This is a genomic window from Rhizobacter sp. P5_A1 (assembly GCF_056400745.1).
Genome location: NZ_JBFUKR010000010.1, coordinates 62,478 through 80,295 on the forward strand (window position 1 = coordinate 62,478; position 17,818 = coordinate 80,295).

Annotated in this window: 17 protein-coding genes; 5 read left to right on the forward strand and 12 right to left on the reverse strand. The window is 66.7% G+C overall.

The genetic code is table 11. The annotated features are described in order from the left end of the window. Positions 1-2: 2 nt before the first annotated feature. The 12 genes from AC1DTW_RS13290 to AC1DTW_RS13345 all read right to left on the reverse strand — a co-directional run bounded on the left by AC1DTW_RS13290 (position 3) and on the right by AC1DTW_RS13345 (position 13,885). Positions 3-797 (reverse strand): SDR family oxidoreductase, encoded by a 795-nt coding sequence (locus AC1DTW_RS13290; RefSeq protein ID WP_477981612.1) that lies wholly within the window; start codon positions 795-797, stop codon positions 3-5. Beyond that, the gene (locus AC1DTW_RS13295) at positions 794-997 is read right to left on the reverse strand and encodes a hypothetical protein (protein ID WP_477981613.1); all 204 of its coding nucleotides are present in this window, start codon (positions 995-997) and stop codon (positions 794-796) included. Before AC1DTW_RS13295 ends, AC1DTW_RS13290 begins: the two co-directional genes overlap by 4 nt. A gap of 210 nt (positions 998-1,207) precedes the next feature. Beyond that, complete coding sequence (locus tag AC1DTW_RS13300) at positions 1,208-3,052, reverse strand: acyl-CoA dehydrogenase (RefSeq protein ID WP_477981614.1); 1,845 nt, start codon at positions 3,050-3,052, stop codon at positions 1,208-1,210. Positions 3,053-3,077: 25 nt separating this feature from the next. Continuing rightward, positions 3,078-4,253 (reverse strand): acetyl-CoA C-acyltransferase, encoded by a 1,176-nt coding sequence (locus AC1DTW_RS13305; RefSeq protein WP_477981615.1) that lies wholly within the window; start codon positions 4,251-4,253, stop codon positions 3,078-3,080. A 16-nt stretch (positions 4,254-4,269) separates the two neighbouring features. Beyond that, complete coding sequence (locus AC1DTW_RS13310) at positions 4,270-4,884, reverse strand: HD domain-containing protein (protein WP_477981616.1); 615 nt, start codon at positions 4,882-4,884, stop codon at positions 4,270-4,272. 11 nt (positions 4,885-4,895) lie between these two features. Next, complete coding sequence (locus tag AC1DTW_RS13315) at positions 4,896-6,371, reverse strand: M20 family peptidase (RefSeq protein ID WP_477981617.1); 1,476 nt, start codon at positions 6,369-6,371, stop codon at positions 4,896-4,898. A gap of 30 nt (positions 6,372-6,401) precedes the next feature. Continuing rightward, positions 6,402-8,495, reverse strand: a complete 2,094-nt coding sequence (locus tag AC1DTW_RS13320; RefSeq protein WP_477981618.1) for a 3-hydroxyacyl-CoA dehydrogenase NAD-binding domain-containing protein — start codon at positions 8,493-8,495, stop codon at positions 6,402-6,404. 139 nt (positions 8,496-8,634) lie between these two features. Next, a complete protein-coding gene (locus AC1DTW_RS13325; protein ID WP_477981619.1) occupies positions 8,635-9,330 on the reverse strand; it encodes an ABC transporter ATP-binding protein in 696 nt (231 codons plus the stop codon). Next, positions 9,330-10,115, reverse strand: coding sequence for an ABC transporter ATP-binding protein (locus tag AC1DTW_RS13330; protein WP_477981620.1), 786 nt, complete (start codon positions 10,113-10,115; stop codon positions 9,330-9,332). Before AC1DTW_RS13330 ends, AC1DTW_RS13325 begins: the two co-directional genes overlap by 1 nt. Further along, positions 10,112-11,455, reverse strand: coding sequence for a branched-chain amino acid ABC transporter permease (locus AC1DTW_RS13335; protein ID WP_477981622.1), 1,344 nt, complete (start codon positions 11,453-11,455; stop codon positions 10,112-10,114). Before AC1DTW_RS13335 ends, AC1DTW_RS13330 begins: the two co-directional genes overlap by 4 nt. A 4-nt stretch (positions 11,456-11,459) precedes the next feature. Then, entirely contained in the window at positions 11,460-12,494 is a 1,035-nt protein-coding gene (locus AC1DTW_RS13340; protein WP_477981623.1) for a branched-chain amino acid ABC transporter permease, read from the reverse strand. A 113-nt stretch (positions 12,495-12,607) separates the two neighbouring features. Next, positions 12,608-13,885, reverse strand: coding sequence for a branched-chain amino acid ABC transporter substrate-binding protein (locus tag AC1DTW_RS13345; RefSeq protein ID WP_477981624.1), 1,278 nt, complete (start codon positions 13,883-13,885; stop codon positions 12,608-12,610). A 188-nt stretch (positions 13,886-14,073) separates the two neighbouring features. On the opposite strand from AC1DTW_RS13345, the gene AC1DTW_RS13350 reads away from it, so the two are divergent. Genes AC1DTW_RS13350 through AC1DTW_RS13370 form a run of 5 tightly spaced genes read left to right on the forward strand, consistent with a single transcriptional unit; the run spans position 14,074 to position 17,791 of the window. Then, positions 14,074-15,606 (forward strand): protein adenylyltransferase SelO, encoded by a 1,533-nt coding sequence (locus tag AC1DTW_RS13350; protein WP_477981625.1) that lies wholly within the window; start codon positions 14,074-14,076, stop codon positions 15,604-15,606. After that, positions 15,603-16,001, forward strand: coding sequence for a peptide-methionine (R)-S-oxide reductase MsrB (msrB, locus tag AC1DTW_RS13355; protein ID WP_477981626.1), 399 nt, complete (start codon positions 15,603-15,605; stop codon positions 15,999-16,001). Before AC1DTW_RS13350 ends, msrB begins: the two co-directional genes overlap by 4 nt. Before the next feature lie 28 nt (positions 16,002-16,029). Continuing rightward, the gene (locus tag AC1DTW_RS13360) at positions 16,030-16,680 is read left to right on the forward strand and encodes a septation protein A (RefSeq protein WP_477981627.1); all 651 of its coding nucleotides are present in this window, start codon (positions 16,030-16,032) and stop codon (positions 16,678-16,680) included. After that, positions 16,680-16,949 (forward strand): BolA family protein, encoded by a 270-nt coding sequence (locus AC1DTW_RS13365; protein WP_477981628.1) that lies wholly within the window; start codon positions 16,680-16,682, stop codon positions 16,947-16,949. Before AC1DTW_RS13360 ends, AC1DTW_RS13365 begins: the two co-directional genes overlap by 1 nt. A gap of 23 nt (positions 16,950-16,972) precedes the next feature. Next, the gene (locus tag AC1DTW_RS13370) at positions 16,973-17,791 is read left to right on the forward strand and encodes a peptidylprolyl isomerase (protein ID WP_477981629.1); all 819 of its coding nucleotides are present in this window, start codon (positions 16,973-16,975) and stop codon (positions 17,789-17,791) included. Positions 17,792-17,818 lie beyond the last annotated feature (27 nt).

Genomic DNA, 17,818 nt, shown 5'->3' on the forward strand with positions numbered 1-17,818 from the left:
CGTCAAGCCGCGCCGAGCACGACGCTGACCCCGCCGTCGACCGCAAGCCATTGCCCGGTGATGTGCTTGCCGGCCTCGCTCGCGAAGAGCAAGGCGACGCCCTTCAGGTCGTCGTCGTCGCCCAGACGCCCGAGCGGCGCCTTCGCGGCCATCTTCTCTTCGCCGAGCGAGGTGATCAAGCCGGCCGCCATCTTCGTCATGAAGAAGCCCGGGCAGATCGCGTTGACGTTGATGCCGTACTTGCCCCACTCGGCCGCCAGCGTGTGCGTGAAGCCGATCACCGCGGTCTTGGACGTGTTGTAGGCCAGGGTCTGCATCTCCGGCGGGTTGCCGTTCAGCCCGGCGATCGACGCGATGTTGATGATCCGGCCGCGCTTCCGCGGGATCATGCAGATGCGCGCGACCTGCTGCGACAGGATGAAGTAGCCGCGCACGTTCAGGTTCATCACCTTGTCCCAGGCCGGCACCGGGTGGTCCTCGGCCGGCGCGCCCCAGCTTGCGCCGGCGTTGTTGACGAGGATGTCGATCTCGCCCATGCGCTCCATCGTCTCGTCGGCGAGGCGGCGCGTGTCCTCCTCCTTCGAGCAGTCGGCGGCGATCCAGCGCGCATCGATGCCGGCGGCCTGCAGTTCGGCGGCCGCCTGTTCGAGGTCTTCGGCCTTGCGCGAACTCAGCATGATCTTCGCGCCCGCCTCGCCGAGCGCGTGCGCCATCTGCAAGCCCAGGCCGCGCGAGCCGCCGGTGATCAGCGCGGTCTTGCCGCCGAGGTCGAGAAGTTTCTGGACGGGTGTACTCATGGCGTCTCCTTGGTGTTCTTCATGCGCGAACGGACCCAGATCAGCACGATGCCGACCGCGATCAACGCCACGCCGGGTATGGCGATGCCCCAGCCCAGCGCCGCATCGCCGCGCTGCACCGACAGCCCGAGGCCGAGCAGGATCATGCCGATGTAGATCAGGATCCAGATCCAGGCCTGGATGCGGGTGGCGGTGGTCATTCAGGTCGCCCCGACACAGTTGTCCGCTCTCGGCCCATTGCGGACTTCGACCGCTGTTCTTCACCGCAGAGGCGCAGAGGACACAGAGGAACGCGGAGAAGAACGTGATTTCCTCTGCGGCCCTCTGCGGTCACTGCGCCTCTGCGGTGACGGGCCGCCGCGGAGGGCAACAAAGGGCCGACAGCAGACAGCGAGCGCGAAGCCTTCATCTCAAAACCACGCCTCGTCCATCGTCCGGCAGGTCGGGTCGCGTGTCTCGACGACCTTCAGCCATGCCGCGACGCGCGGCAGTTCGTAGCGGAAGAAGTAGCTGCAGGCGGCGAGCTTGCCGTGCAGCATCGAGTCGTCGTCGGCGCTGCCCCGGCCGAGCTTCGGTTGCGCGCACAGCGCGACATCGAGCCAGATCCACGCCAGCACGGTGTGGCCGAAGGCCTGCAGGTACGGCGTCGCGTTCGCGAGCGCTTCGTCGGGGCTGCCGGTCGACCACGCGGCCTGGGTCGCGCTGCCCAGATGCTTCAGCGCCGCGGCCAGCGCGGTCGCGTGGTCGGCGAGCGTCGAGACGGCACGCGCGCGTTCGATGGTGGCGTCGATCTTGCCCACGAGCAGCGCGAGCCCGGCACCGCCCTGCATCACGACCTTGCGGCCGAGCAGATCGAGCGCCTGGATGCCGTGCGTGCCTTCGTGGATCATGTTCAGGCGGTTGTCGCGCCAGTATTGCTCGACCGGGAAGTCGCGCGTGTAGCCGTAGCCGCCGAGCACCTGGATCGCCAGGCTGTTCGCTTCCAGGCACCACTCGCTCGGCCAGCTCTTCGCGATCGGCGTCAGCATCTCGAGCAGCAGCGCGGCTTCGGCCACGGCCTCGGGCGTGCCGGTCGCATGCTCGTCGACGAGCCGCGCGCAATACAGTTCGAGCGCGAGCGCGCCTTCGCAGTAGCTCTTCTGCGCGAGCAGCATGCGCTTCACGTCGGCGTGCTGGATGATCGGAATCTGCGGCTTCGCGGCGTCCTTGCCGCCGACGCCCATCGGTCGGCCTTGCGGCCGGTTCTTCGCATAGTCGAGCGAGGCCTCGTAGCCCGCATAGCCGAGCATCGTCGCGCCGAGGCCGACTGCGATGCGCGCCTCGTTCATCATGTGGAACATGCAGCGCAGCCCTTCGTGCGGCTTGCCGACCAGGTACCCGATGGCACCGGAGCCACCGCGGAGCGGAAACTTGCCCTCGCCGAAGTTCAGCAAGGTGTTCGGGATGCCGCGATACCCGAGCTTGTGATTCAGGCCCGCGAGCGCGACATCGTTGCGTTCGCCGGTCAGCTGGCCGTCGGTGCCGACCAGCTTCTTCGGCACGATGAACAGCGAGATGCCTTTGGTGCCCGGGATCAGCTTGCCGTCGGGCCCGGGGATCTTCGCGAGCACGAGGTGGATGATGTTCTCGCTGAGCTCGTGCTCGCCGTTGCTGATCCACATCTTGTTGCCGCGCAGGCGGTAGCGCTGGCCGAGCGGATCGCTCTCGAATTCAGGGCCGTCGGGGATCGCACGCGTCGCCACGTCGGACAGGCTGGAGCCGGCCTGCGGCTCGCTCAGGCACATCGTGCCGCTGAATCGGCCCGCGAACTCGTGCTTCGCGAACGCCTCCTGCTGCGCCAGCGTGCCATGCACCATCAGCAGGTTCGCGTTGCCGCTGGTCAGCATGCCGCCACCACCGATGCCGATGCCGGCCTTCGAGAAGAAGCTGTTCGCCGCCATCTCGACGACGCAGGGCAGCTGCATGCCGCCGATCTCGTAGTCCTGCGCGGCCGCGAGCATGCCGGACTCGGCATACGCCTTCGCGGCCGCATGGCTGGCCTCGGGCAGGTGCACCTTGTCGCCGTCGAACCAGGGCTCTTCGGTATCGGCGAGCCGGTTGAACGGCGCGTATTTCTCACGCGCAATCTTCTCGCAGGTGTCCATCACCGACGCGAACGTCTCGCGCGAATGATCGGCGAAACGCGTGCGCTGCTGGAGCGACTCGACGGCCAGCCAGTCGTAGAGCAGGAAGTCGGCGGTCTGTCGGTAGGTCATCGCGAAATCCGTTGGCAGCCGCCGGTCAGAGCACCTCGAACACGCCGGCCGCGCCCATGCCGCCGCCGATGCACATCGTCACGACGACCTTCTTGGCGCCGCGGCGCTTGCCTTCGATCAGCGCGTGGCCGGTCAGGCGCTGGCCGCTGACGCCGTACGGATGGCCGACCGCGATCGCACCGCCGTTGACGTTCAGCCGGTCCATCGGAATGCCCAGGGTGTCGGCGCAGTACAGCACCTGCACCGCGAAGGCCTCGTTCAGTTCCCACAGGTCGATGTCGGCGACGCTCAGGCCCAACTTCTTCAGCACCTTGGGCACCGCGAAGACCGGGCCGATGCCCATCTCGTCGGGCTCGCAACCGGCGACCGCGAAGCCGAGGAAGCGGCCGAGCGGCTTCAGGTTGCGCTTCGATGCCAGCGCTTCGTTCATCAGCACGCAGGCGCCGGCGCCGTCGCTGAACTGGCTCGCGTTGCCGGCCGAGATCAGGCCGCCGGGCAGCGCCGAGCGCAGGTCCTTGATGCCTTCGTACGTGGTGCCGGCGCGGATGCCCTCGTCGGCCTTGATCGTCACTTCTTTCGTGCGCAGGCCCAGCACGGGGTCGGCCACGCCGGCCATCACGGTGCAGGCGATCATCTCGTCGTTGAACTTGCCGGCCTCTTGCGCGGCCGCTGCGCGCTGCTGGCTTTGGGCGCCGTAGCGGTCCATCCGCTCGCGATCGATCTTGTAGCGCTTCGCGACCTGCTCGGCGGTCTGCAGCATGTTCCAGTAGATCTCGGGCTTGTGCTCGACCAGCCACGGGTCGGCGCCCATGTGGCGGTTGGCCTCGTTCTGCACGCACGAGATGCTCTCGACGCCACCGGCGACCAGCACATCGGACTCGCCGGCGATGATGCGCTGCGCCGCCATCGCGATCGTCTGCAGGCCGCTCGAACAGAAGCGATTCACCGTCATGCCGCTGGTCGTGATCGGCAGGCCGGCGCGCAGTGCGATCTGGCGCGCGATGTTGCTGCCGGTCGCGCCTTCGGGTGTGGCGCAGCCCATGATCACGTCGTCGACCTCGGCGCGGTCGATGCCGGCGCGCTCGACCGCGGCCTTCACGGCGAAGCCGCCGAGCGTGGCGCCGTGCGTCATGTTGAAGGCACCCTTCCAGCTCTTCGCTAGCGGGGTCCGGGCGGTTGAAACGATCACGGCGCTGGTCATGTCTATCTCCTGTGGATCAAGCGTTGGTGGCTTCGGCGCCCGAGACGGCCGAGGAAGCCTTGTAGATGCTGTTGCGCGGCTGCGCGAACACGCGCCGCACCATCGGTTCGAACGCACTCATCGGCAGCGTTTCGGCCTTCGCATCGAAGGCCGGGTTGTCGTACAGATCGCAGAACTCTGCGGTGCGCTCGAAGTGCGCGTGGCCGCGGAACTGGTCGCGCAGGTTGCGATCGAGACCGATGTGGTGGAAGAAGTAGTAGCCCTGGAAGATGCCGTGGTTCTGCACCATCCACAGGTTCTCGTCGCTGACGAAGGGCTTCAGGATCGCCGCGGCGATGTCGAAGTGGTTGAAGCTGCCGAGCGTGTCGCCGATGTCGTGGAACAGCGCGCAGACCACGTACTCCTCGTCGCGGCCGGCGCGCAGTGCATTCGTCGCGGTCTGCAGCGAGTGCGTGTAGCGGTCGACCGGAAAGCCGCCGTAGTCGCCCTCGAGCAGCTTCAGGTGCCTGATCAGCCGATCGGGCAGCTGGCGCGCGAACGGCATGAACTCGCCGGCGATCTTGCGCCAGTCGTCCTGCGTGCTCGCCTCCATGCGCGTGAAGCTTGCCCGGGTGTTCGTGCTGTCGTTCATCGCATGTCTCCTCAGGGCGCGGGCGCCGAGTTGCCGATCAGCTGGTGATAGAACTGGATCAGCTCGACGTAGTTGTCGATCGAGATGCGCTCGTTGGTGCCGTGAAAGCGCTTCAGGTCTTCGGACTTCGCGCGCACCGGCGAGAACTTGTAGACGTTGTCGGCAACGCCGTCGAAGTGGCGCGAGTCGGTCGCGCCGATCATCAGCCCGGGCGCGACGATCACGTCGGGGTGCAGCTGGCGCAGCGTCTTGTTGATCAGCTGGAAGCCCGGCGCATCGGTGGCCGCGACCTTCGACGCCTCGGACATCCCCGGCGCCTTCTCGATCTTGATCGACGGGTTCTGCAGCGTATCGGCGACATGCGCGACCACCGCATCGCCGCTGTCGCCCGGCAGCAGGCGGAAGTTCACCGTCGCACTCGCGCGGCCCGGCAGCACGTTGTCGGCGTTGCCGGCGTTGAAGACGGTCAAAGCCGTCGTCGTGCGCAGCGAGGCGTTCGTACTCGCTCCCTTTTTCAACTGCTGCTCGATGATCGGCTTGAACAGCCACATGTTCGACAGGAATACGCGGTTCGGCCCGCTCATCTCCGGCGCCAGCGTCTCGAACATCTCCTGCGACAGGCCGCGCACCGCGAGCGGCATCTGATGGTCTTCGAGTCGGGCCAGCGCCGCGCTCATCATCCCGATCGCCGAAGCCTCGGCCTGCGGCGGCGGCATCGACGAGTGGCCGGGCGTCGCGCTCGCGGTCAGCAGCAGGCTCAAGTAGCCCTTCTCGGCGACGCCGACCAGCGCCGCGGGCTGGTTCAGCCCGGCGAGCACGCCGTCGGTGATCAGCAGCCCTTCGTCGAGCACGAATTGGAGCCGGATGCCGCGCTGCTTGAACAGCTTCGCGATCTCGGCCGCGCCGCGCAGGCCGCCAATCTCTTCGTCGTGGCCGAAGATCATGTAGATCGTCTGGCGCGGCTTGAAGCCCGAGCCGGCGAGCAGTTCGACCGCCTCCATCATCGACATCAGGTTGCCCTTGTCGTCCCACGCGCCGCGGCCCCAGACGAAGCCGTCGCGAAGCGTGCCGGAGAACGGCGGCTGCTGCCAGTCGCCCTCGGTGCCGGGCGCGATCGGCACCACGTCCTGGTGCGCCATCAGGCCGATCGCCGGCGCCGAAGGGTCGCTGCCGGGCCAGGTATAGATCAGGCCGTATCGGCCGACGACCTCGCGCTGCAGCACCGCGTGCGCCTTGGGAAAGCTCGTCTGCAGCAGCGCGTGCAGGTTGCCGAACTCGGCGGCGTTCGCGTCGACATCGGTGCTCGACGCGATCGTCTTGAAGCGAACCGCCGCACCGAGGCGCGCCGCCGCCGCGGCCGCGTCGACCTGCACCGGCGCGGCCGCGGCAACGGTCAGCTGCTTCGACGGCGTCAGCAAGGTCTTCGCACCGACCACGATGGCCAGCACGCCGACGACGATGCCCAACAGCGCGAACAGCTTGCGCATGTCAGCGGCCCTGGCGTCTCAATCGACGCCCTAGCTGAAGCTGCGGCCTTCGGCCGCCAGCTTCGCGAGCAAGGGCGCCGGTTGCCAGAACTCGGCGTCGTCGAGCGGGTTGGCCGCAAAGCGCTTCATCGCCGCGACGACGTTGAACAGGCCGACCGTGTCGGCGTAGTTCATCGGCCCGCCGCGGTGCAGCGGGAAGCCGTAGCCGGTCAGGTACACCATGTCGATGTCGGAGGCGCGCAGCGCGATGCCCTCTTCGACGATCTTCGCGCCCTCGTTGACGAGCGCGTAGACGAGGCGGTGCACGATCTCGTCGTCACCGATCTTGCGCGGCGTGACGCCCAGCTCCTTGCGGTGCTTCTCGATCATCTCGACGACGACCGGGCTCGGGATCGCGTCGCGCTTGCCGGCCACGTAGTCGTACCAGCCGGCGCCGGTCTTCTGGCCGAATCGGCCCATCTCGCACAGCAGGTCGGCGGTCTTCGAATAACGCAGGTTCGGCTTCTCGAGATAACGGCGCTTGCGGATGTACCAGCCGACGTCGTTGCCCGCGAGATCGCCCATGCGGAACGGGCCCATCGCCATGCCGAACTTCTCCATCGCCTTGTCGACCTGCGCCGGCGTGCAGCCCTCCTCGAGCAGGAAGCCGGCCTGGCGCGAGTACTGCTCGATCATCCGGTTGCCGATGAAGCCGTCGCAGACGCCGGAGACCACCGTGGTCTTCTTGATCTTCTTGCCGATCTGCATCACGGTCGCGAGCACGTCCTTCGCGGTCTTCTCGCCGCGCACGACCTCGAGCAGCTTCATCACGTTGGCGGGGCTGAAGAAGTGCATGCCGATCACGTCCTGCGGGCGCTTCGTGAAGGCCGCGATCTTGTTGACGTCGAGCGTGCTGGTGTTGCTGGCGAGGATCGCGCCGGGCTTCATCACCTCGTCGAGCGTCTTGAACACGGTCTCCTTCACGCCGAGGTCTTCGAACACGGCCTCGATCACCATGTCGGCGTCTTTCAGGTCGGCGTAGTTCAGCGTCGTGCTCAGCAACGCCATGCGCGCGTCGAGCTTGTCTTGCTTGAGCTTGCCCTTCTTGACCTGCGCTTCGTAGTTCTTGCGGATGATGCCCAGCCCCTTGTCCAGCGCCTCCTGCTTCATCTCGAGGATCGTCACCGGGATGCCGGCGTTCAGGAAGTTCATCGCGATGCCGCCGCCCATCGTGCCGGCGCCGATCACCGCGAGGCGTTTGATCTCGCGCACTGGGGTGTCAGCCGGCACATCGGGGATCTTGCTCGTCGCGCGCTCGGCCATGAAGGCATGGCGCAGCGCCTTGCACTCGGGCGTGAACATCAGCGAGGTGAAGATCTCGCGTTCGAGCCTCATGCCGGCATCGAACGGCAACTTCAGCGAGCCGGCGACCGCCTCGACGCACTTCAGCGGCGCCGGGAAGTTCTTCGACATGCCGCCGACCATGTTCTTGACGAACTGCACGTAGCCATCGGCATTCGGGTGCGTGACCTTCAGGTTGCGCACCAGCGGCAGCGGCCGCTTGTCAGCCACCTCGGCGGCGTAGGCCAGCGCGCCGGCCATCAGGTCGCCGTCGACGAGCTTGTCGAACAGCTTCTGGCCCGGCGCCTGCGCGAGCATCTCGCTCTTCACGGCCTCGCCGCTGACGATCATGTTCATCGCGTTCTCGACCCCGATCACGCGCGGCAGCCGCTGCGTGCCGCCGGCGCCGGGGATCAGGCCGATCTTCACCTCGGGCAGCGCGACCTGCGTGCCTGGCGCAGCGACGCGGTAATGGCAGCCGAGCGCGAGCTCGAGCCCGCCGCCCATGCAGACGCTGTGGATCGCCGCGACGATCGGCTTCGTCGATGCCTCGAGCGCCAGGATCACGCTGAGCAGGTTCGGCTCGGCGAGCGCTTTCGGCGTGCCGAACTCCTTGATGTCGGCGCCGCCCGAGAAGGCCTTGCCGGCGCCGGTGATCACGATCGCCTTGACGGCCGGGTCGGACTGGGCGCGTTCGACGCCGCTCGTGATGCCCAGGCGCGTCGCGTGGCCGAGGCCGTTGACGGGCGGGTTGTCCAGCGTGATGACCGCGACGTTGCCGCGGAGTTCGTAGTTGGCGCTCATGCTTGTGTCCCCAGGGTGGTCGGCAGAAAAAGAACGATCGTTCGATTCTAGGTCGGCAAGAAAAGAAGGCGCTGTCTCTGCTGTGACAGCGCCCTCCCTGAATGACAGCCCCAAGACGTCGCTGGCCCGAGAGCTGCGGTCAGACTTCGAGCCATTCCTTCCGAATATAGGCGTCGCCGCGCAAGGCTGCGGGTGTTCCTTCGAAGACGATGCTGCCGTGGCCCATCACGTAGCAGCGCTCGGAGATTTCGAGCGCGATCGTCAGCTTCTGCTCGACCAGCAGCACCGACACGCCGCGCTCCTTCAGGGTCTTCAGGTACTGCGCCACCAGCTCGACAATCTTCGGCGCGAGGCCTTCGGTCGGCTCGTCGATCATGATCAGGTCCGGGTCGCCCATCAGCGTGCGGCACAGCGTCAGCATCTGCTGCTCGCCGCCCGAGAGCACGCCGGCCTCGGTGTGCTCGCGCTCCTTCAGGCGCGGAAACATCTTGTACATGTCGCCGAACGACCAGCGTGGGTTCTTCTTCTTGCGCTTCTCGCCGAGCATCAGGTTCTGCTCGACCGTGAGCTTCGGAAAGATGTCGCGGTTCTCCGGCACGTAGCCGATGCCGCGGTGCGCGATGTCGAACGCGTGATGGCCGAGGATCTCGTGGTCGCGAAACTTCACCGAGCCCTCGCCCTGCACCAGTCCCATGATGGTCTTGACGGTCGTCGAGCGGCCCGAGCCGTTGCGCCCGAGCAGGCTGACGATCTCGCCCTCGCCGACCTTCATGTCGACGCCGTGCAGGATGTGGCTCTTGCCGTAGTAGGCGTGCAGCCCTTGTAATTGCAACATCAGTGTCCCGCCTCCGCCGCCTGCGCATCGGCGAGCACCGATCCGAGATAGGCCTCCTGAACCTTCGGATTCGCGCGCACCGCCTCGGGCACGTCGAACGCGATCACCTCGCCGTAGACCAGGACCGCGATCTTGTCGGCGAGACCGAAAACCACGCCCATGTCGTGCTCGACGGTCAGCAGCGTCTTGCCGACCGTGACCTCGCGGATCAGCTCGATGAAACGGCTCGTCTCGCTCTTGCTCATGCCGGCGGTCGGCTCGTCGAGCAGCACGACGTTCGCGCCGCCGGCGATCGTGATCCCGATCTCGAGCGCCCGCTGCTCGGCGTAGGTCAGGTTCATCGCCAGCGTGTCGCGCTTGCGGTCCAGGCGGATATCGTGCAGCAGCGCTTCGGCGCGCTGGTTCGCATCGTCCAGGCCGGCGAGGAACTTCCAGAACGCGTACTTGTAGCCCATCGCCCAGAGCACACCGCAGCGCAGGTTCTCGAACACCGACAGCCGACCGAAGATGTTGGTGATCTGGAAGCTGCGCGCCAGCCCGAGGCGACTGATCTCGTAAGGCTTGAGCCCGTCGATGCGCTGGCCGTTCAGCAGGATCTCGCCGCTGGTAGCGCCAAAGCGGCCGCTGATCAGGTTGAACAGCGTCGACTTGCCGGCACCATTCGGCCCGATGATCGCGACCCGCTCGCCCGGCGCGACGGCCAGGTCCGCGCCACGGATGATCTCGGTCTTGCCGAAGGACTTGCGCAAGGCCTTCAGCTCGATCGCACAGGGGGCGGCGCTCATGCTTGCGCCTCCCGCGCGCGGATCGCCGCTTCGATCTCGCCCTGCACCTCGCCCCACTGCAGCGCGAAGCGTCGGCGCGTGAACTCGAACAAACCGCTCCCGACCGCCGCGACCACCGCGGCACCCACCCAACTGGCTGTCGCCTGCACGTTCAACTCGATCCCCAGAAAGCGCATCACCGGCCCGAGCGCCTCGTTCAGCTGCGCGTGATAGACCATCTCGATCATCGCCGCGATGCCGAAGAACATCACGGCGCCCGTCAGCGCGAGCAGCACGTACCAGCCAAGCACGCGGCCCAGCTTGCCGAACTTCGCGACGCGCAGGTTCATCATGATCAGGCTCGCGATACCGCCCGGCGCGTACATCACCATCAGCAGGAACACGAGGCCGAGGTAGAGCAGCCAGGCCTTCGTGATCTCGGACAGCAGCACGAACGCGACCACCATCAGCACCGCGCCGATGATCGGCCCGAAGAAGAAGGTGGCGCCACCGAGAAAGGTGAACAGCAGGTACGCGCCTGAACGCGCTGCGCCGACGACCTCGGCGGTCGCGATCTCGAAGTTCAGCGCGTACATGCCGCCCGCGACGCCGGCGAAGAAGCCGGCGATGATGAAGGAGATGTAGCGCACCCGCTGCGTGTCGTAGCCGATGAACTCGACCCGCTCGGGGTTGTCGCGCACCGCGTTCAGCATCCGGCCCAGCGGCGTGCGCGTGAACGCGTACATGCCGGCGGTACACAGGATCGTGTAGATCGCGAGCAGGTAGTAGACCTGGATCTGCGGCCCGAACGTGATGCCCATCACCGGCTTGCCGACGACGCGGTTCGCCGCGACACCCGCCTCGCCGCCGAAGAACTCGGGAATCATCAGCGAGGCCGCGAAGACCAGCTCGCCGATGCCCAGCGTGATCATCGCGAAGGTCGTACCCGACTTCTTCGTCGTGACGAAGCCGAACAGCACCGCGAAGAACAACCCGGCCGCGCCGCCCACCAGCGGCAGCAGGCCGACCGGAATCGGAAAGGACCCGTCGCCGATCGCCTTCAGCGCGTGAATCGCGACGAACGAGCCGAGCCCCGAGTACACCGCGTGGCCGAAGCTGAGCATCCCGCCCTGCCCCAGCAACATGTTGAACGACAGGCAGGCGACGATCGCGATGCCGATCTGCGAGAGCATCGTGATGCCCAGGCTGCTGCGGAACAGCATCGGCGCAACGAGCATCACGACGATCGCGAGCGCCCAGATGATCAGATCGCGCGGGCCCATCGCGCCATAGCGGCGGTTCGATGCGGGCTGCGTCGCACGCAGTTCGGCGGCGGCCAGGGGAGCTGAATTCGTCGTCATCGGTTCAGCCTTCGCGCGTGCCCATCAGGCCCTTGGGCCTGAAGATCAGGATCAGCACCAGGAACAGGTACGGCAGGATCGGCGCCACCTGCGCCAGCGTCAGCTTCAACAGCGAATGGTCGGCCGCGGCCGGCCCGAGCGTCAGGCCGATCGACTTGAGCGCGCCGAGCACCGAGTAGTCGAGCGCGACCGCGAAGGTCTGCAGCACGCCGATCAGGATCGACGCGACGAACGCGCCCGCCAGCGAGCCCATGCCGCCGACAACGACGACAACGAAGATCACCGAACCGACCGTCGCCGCCATCGAAGGCTCGGTCACGAAGGTGCTGCCGCCGATCACGCCGGCCAGGCCCGCGAGACCCGCGCCCGCGCCGAACACCAGCATGAACACGCGCGGCACGTTGTGGCCGAGCGACTCGACCATCTCGGGGTGCGTCAGCGCGCTCTGGATCACCAGCCCGATGCGCGTGCGCGTCAGCATCAGCCACAGCGCGACCAGCATCACCAGCGCGATGAACATCATGAAGCCGCGCGTCGCCGGGAACGGCGAGCAGACGATGCGCACCGCGGCATCGGCGCTCGCGCACATCGCCGCGGGCGCCGCGCCCCACAGCAGATGCATGCCGTCGATCGACGAGTTGACCAGCGTGAACAGCGGCCCGCGCAGCGCCTCGGGCGGCTGGAAATCGACCGCCGTGCGGCCCCAGATCAGCTGCACCAGCTCGAGCATCACGTACGAGAGGCCGAAGGTGATCAGCAGCTCGGGCACGTGGCCGAACTTGTGGACCCGGCGCAGGCAGTACTTCTCGAATGCCGCACCGAGCGCCGCGACCACCAGCGGCGCGAGGAACAGCCCCGGCCAGAAGCCGACGACGCGCGTGATCGAGTACGCGACATACGCCCCGACCATGTAGAAGCTCGCATGCGCGAAGTTCAGGACGCCCATCATGCTGAAGATCAGCGTCAGGCCCGAGCTCAGCATGAACAGCAACAGCCCGTAGCTCAGGCCGTTGAGCATCGATATCGTGAAGAACTCCATCGTGGGGCGGTCTCGCGGGTGCGATTGCGGAAAGTCAGGTCAGGCCAGGGCCTGTTGACGAACAAGGCCCGACGGGTCGTCCCCGATCGGGCCCTGCGCGGGAGCTGCGAGTATCAGCCGCCCGAAGGACGCACCATCTGGCAGCTCGTCGGCGTGCTCGACACGTACGGCTCGTAGGTCGCGACCGGCGCCAGCGTCATGCCGGTGTTCTCGGGCGAATACGGGTACTTCGCGTCGGCCTTCTGCCAGACGGTCATGTACAGCGTCTGCTGCAGCTGGTGGTCGGTCTTGCGCATCTCGACCTCGCCACCGAACGCGCTCTTGATCTTCATGCCCTCCATCGCGAACGCGACCTTGACCGGGTCGGTCGACTTGGCCTTGGCCATCGCGGCGCCGAGGAACTCGAACTGGCGCACGACCGAGCCGGTGTACAGGTCGTCGTTGAACTTGGTCTTGAAGCCCTTCATGATCTCGTCCATCTGGCCGCCCAGGTTGTAGTGGGCGTAGGCGATCTGGTAGACCTTGCCGGCACCGCCCTGGCCGAGTGCCGACGGCGTGCCGGTGACACCGGTGTAGTAGGTGAAGAACCTGCCGGTGTAGCCGCCTTCGTTCGCGGCCTTCACGAGCAGCGCAAGGTCTGAACCCCAGTTGCCGGTGATCACGGTGTCGGCGCCCGAGGCCTTGATCTTTGCGACGTACGGGGCGAAGTCGCGCACCTGCGCAAGCGGGTGCAGGTCGTCGCCGACGATCTCGATGTCCGGGCGCTTGCGCTTCAGGTTCTCCTTCGCGTAGCGCGTGACCTGCTGACCGTGCGAGTAGTTCTGGTTCAGCAGGTAGACCTTGTGGATGTCCTTCTGGTCCTTGATGTAGGTCGTCATCGCCTCCATCTTCATCGTCGTGTCGGCATCGAAGCGGAAATGCCAGAAGCTGCACTTGCTGTTCGTCAGATCGGGGTCGACCGCGGCCTCGTTCAGGAACACGATCTCCTTGCCGGGGTTGCGCTCGTTGTGCTTGTTGATCGCGTCGATCAACGGCACCGCGACCGACGAGCCGTTGCCCTGGATCACGTAGCGGATCCCCTGGTCGATCGCCGACTTCAGCGCATTCAGGCTCTCGGTCGGGCTCAGCTTGTTGTCGACCGGCACGATCTCGAACTTCACGCCGGCCGGGTTCGTGGCATTGAAGCGCTCGGCGAGGAATTGCTGGGTCTTGACCTGGTTCGTGCCGACCGGGCCCATCAGGCCGGTGAGCGGATCGATCCACATCAGCTTGACGGTCTGCCCGGCCAGCGGCTTGGCCTGGGCCATCGCAGCGCCGGCAGAGACGACCAGTGCGGCGCCGACAGCGAGGTTGAACACGCGGCGCGTCAGCGTTTTGCTAGCAAACTTCATGGTGGTCTCCGAGGGATTTGTGATCGCCCGCAAAGGTAACGGAAGTGCGTCGCGTGGGGTTACAGGGACTACCCCAAAGCGCTGTCGCGCCCGGGACAGCGCCCCGCGCACGACGCACCGGCATGGTGTCTCGTGCGCGCTTGTCCATGCGCCTGCCGCAGCGTCGACCGGTCGCTAAACTCGCCGCCATGAACATCGTGGAACCTGCGATCGCCGATCTTTCCGGCACCGACTCGGCGGCTGGATTGGCCTGGCCGAATCGGTACCGGTCACTCGGCGAGGCCTTCTTCACCGCGCTACCCGCGCAGACGCTGCCCGACCCGCATTGGGTCGCCACCAGTGATGATTGCGCGGCCTTGCTGGGCCTGCCCGCCGACTGGGCGAGCCGGCCCGGGCTGCATGCGCTCGAGGTCTTCAGCGGCAACCGCGTCTGGCCGGGCATGCAACCGCTTGCAACCGTCTACAGCGGTCACCAATTCGGTGTCTGGGCCGGCCAGCTCGGCGACGGCCGCGCACTGTGGCTCGGCGAACTCGACACGCCGGCCGGCCCGATGGAGCTGCAGCTGAAGGGCGCCGGCCAAACCCCTTATTCGCGCATGGGCGATGGCCGCGCGGTGCTGCGCTCATCGATCCGCGAATTCCTCGGCTCGGAGGCGATGCACGGCCTGGGCATCCCGACAACGCGCGCGCTGTGCGTGACCGGCTCGGCGCTGCCGGTGCGGCGCGAGACGATCGAGACCGCCGCGGTCGTCACGCGCGCCGCGCCGAGCTTCGTCCGCTTCGGGCATTTCGAGCATTTCGCGCACCACGCCGGCTTCGAGCAACGCGGCTACGGCGAGTTGCGCCAGCTTGCCGACTTCGTGATCGCGCAGCACTACCCGACGTGCCGCGACGCCGCGAGCCCCTGCGCCGCACTGCTCGAGCAGGTGACGCTGCGCACCGCCGCGCTGATGGCCGATTGGCAGGCCGTCGGCTTCTGCCACGGCGTGATGAACACGGACAACATGTCGATCCTCGGGCTGACGATCGACTACGGCCCGTTCGGCTTTCTCGATGCGTTCGATCCCGGCCACATCTGCAACCACTCCGACCACCAGGGCCGCTACGCGTGGGCACGCCAGCCGAGCGTGGCGTTCTGGAACCTGCACGCGCTCGCGCAGGCCCTGCTGCCGTTGATCGAGGATTCCGATCTGGCGCTGGCCGCGCTCGAGACCTACAAGCGTGCGTTCGCCGATGCGCTGCTGGCGCGCTGGTCCGCGAAGCTCGGGCTGCGCACGTCGGAAGACGGTGACGGCGCGCTCGTCGACGACTGGCTGCGCCTGATGGCGGCCGACCGATGCGACTTCACGATCAGCTTCCGGCGCCTGGCCGGCTTCTCGACCGCGACGGGCGCCGCGAACCCGGATGTGCGCGACCTGTTCATCGATCGCCCGGCCTACGACGCCTGGGCCGCGCGCTATGCCGAACGGCTCGCGCGCGAAACCAGCGTCGACGCCGAACGGGCCTTGCGGATGAACCGCGTGAACCCCAAGTTCGTGCTTCGCAACCATTTGGCCGAAGTGGCGATCCGCGCCGCGCAGGCCGGCGACTTCACCGAGACGCGGCAGCTGCTGAAAGTTCTGCAGCGCCCGTTCGACGAACAAGACGCCGCCGCAAGCGCCGTCTATGCCGGCTTCCCGCCCGAATGGGCATCCACCATCGAAGTCTCCTGTTCATCATGACCGACTACAAAGTAAAGAAGACCGAAGCCGAATGGCAGGCCCAGCTCGACCCGATGCAGTTCGAGGTCGCGCGTCATGCCGCCACCGAACGGCCGTTCAGCGGCAAGTACTGGGATCACTGGAGCGACGGTCAGTACCAATGCGTCGGCTGCGGCACGCCGCTGTTCAAGTCCGACACCAAGTTCGACGCCGGCTGCGGCTGGCCGAGCTACTCGGAGCCGATCAACAGCGAGGTCGTCGAGCGCGTGGTCGACAAGACCCACGGCATGGTTCGGGTCGAGGTGCGCTGCAACAAGTGCGGTTCGCACCTGGGCCACGTGTTCCCCGACGGGCCCAAGCCGACCGGCGAGCGCTTCTGCATCAACTCGGCCGCGATAGACTTCGCGCCCAAATGATGCTGCCGCGCCGCTCGGCGCCCCGCCGATGAAGATCTTTCTCGACTTCCTGCCGCTGCTGCTGTTCTTCGGCGTCGGCAAGTACGCCGACCGCAACGCCGACTGGGCCGCGCACTTCGCCACCGATCACTTCGGCTTCATGGTCTCGGGCGGCGTCGTCGGCACCGAGGAGGCTTCCGCGCTGCTCGCGACAATCGTCGTGATCATCGCCACCGGGGTGCAGATCAGCTACCTGCTGTCGCGCGGCAAGCGCGTCGACATGATGCTGTGGGTGACCTTCGCGCTCGTCGTGCTGCTCGGCGGCGCGACGATCTGGTTCCACAACGCGACCTTCATCAAGTGGAAGCCGAGCGTGCTGTACTGGGTCATGGGGCTCGCGTTCTGGATCAGCCAGACGCTGTTCCGGAAGAACCTGCTGCAGACGATGCTCGGCGAGCAGCTGGTGCTGCCGGTGCCGGTCTGGCAGCGGCTGAACCTGGCCTGGATCGCGTTCTTCGGCCTGCTCGGGCTGTTGAACCTGTACGTCGCCTACACGTTCACGACCTCGACCTGGTTCACCTTCAAGGCCTTCGGCGTGACCGGCCTGATGCTGGTCTTCATGGTCGCGCAGGGCTTCTACATCAGCAAGCACATGGAGCCGGAACCCGGCCCGGCTCCGGCGCCCGATCGGCGGCCCTGATGGGCGTCACGTCATCCGACATCGAGGCCGGACTGCGCGCCGCGCTGCACCCGCTGAAGCTCGAGGTGCTCGACGACAGCCACCTGCACGCGGGTCACGCCGGTGCCCGCGAGGGCCGCCATTTCACGGTCCGGATCACGGCCGAGCGCTTCAACGGTTTGTCACGCCTGGCGCGGCATCGGCTCATATATGATTCACTGCAACTGCTGATCCCGCGGGGCATCCATGCCTTGGCCATCGAGGCGCGCGCGCCCGATGAATCAGAGTGAACCCTCCAACTCCCCCCACGCTCATGAAGAAGACCTATTTCGCTGCGGGCGCCGCTTTGCTGCTGTCCGCCTCCCTCGCGCTGCCGCTGGTTGCGCAGGCGCAGAACATCGCGATCGTCAACGGCAAGCCGGTGCCGAAGGCCCGCGCCGACACGCTGATCAAGCAGGTCCAGGAGCAGGCCACGGCACAGGGCCAGCAGCTGCCGCCCGACCTCGATCAGCGCGTGCGCGACTCGCTGGTGCTCGGCGAGATCTTCACGCAGGAGGCCGAAAAGCGCGGCCTCGCGGCGACGCCCGAGTACAAGACCCAGATGGAGCAGGCACGCCAGCAGGTGCTCGCGAACGCGCTGTTCGCCGACTTCAAGAAGGCCCATCCGGTCAGCGACACCGAGGTCAAGGCCGAGTACGACAAGTTCAAGGCGCAGTCGGCCGGCACCGAGTACCGCGCGCGCCACATCCTGGTCGAGAAGGAAGACGAGGCGAAGGCGCTGATCGCGCAGATCAAGGGTGGCGCGAATTTCGAAGACCTCGCGAAGAAGAACTCGAAGGACCCGGGATCGGGCGCCAACGGCGGCGACCTCGACTTCGCGGCCCCGAGCTCGTACGTGCCCGAGTTCTCGCAGGCGATGACCAAGCTGAAGAAGGGCGAGATGACGCAGGAGCCGGTCAAGTCGCAGTTCGGCTTCCACATCATCCGCCTCGACGACACGCGCGAGGCGCAGTTCCCGCCCTTCGACGATGTCAAGGGGCAGCTGAAGCAGCGCATGGAGCAGCAGAAGCTCGGCGCGTATCGCGACGAGGTGCGCGCGAAGGCGAAGACAGATTACAAATTCAGTAATTAGGCGCACTGCTACAAGGGCGCCGCTGGC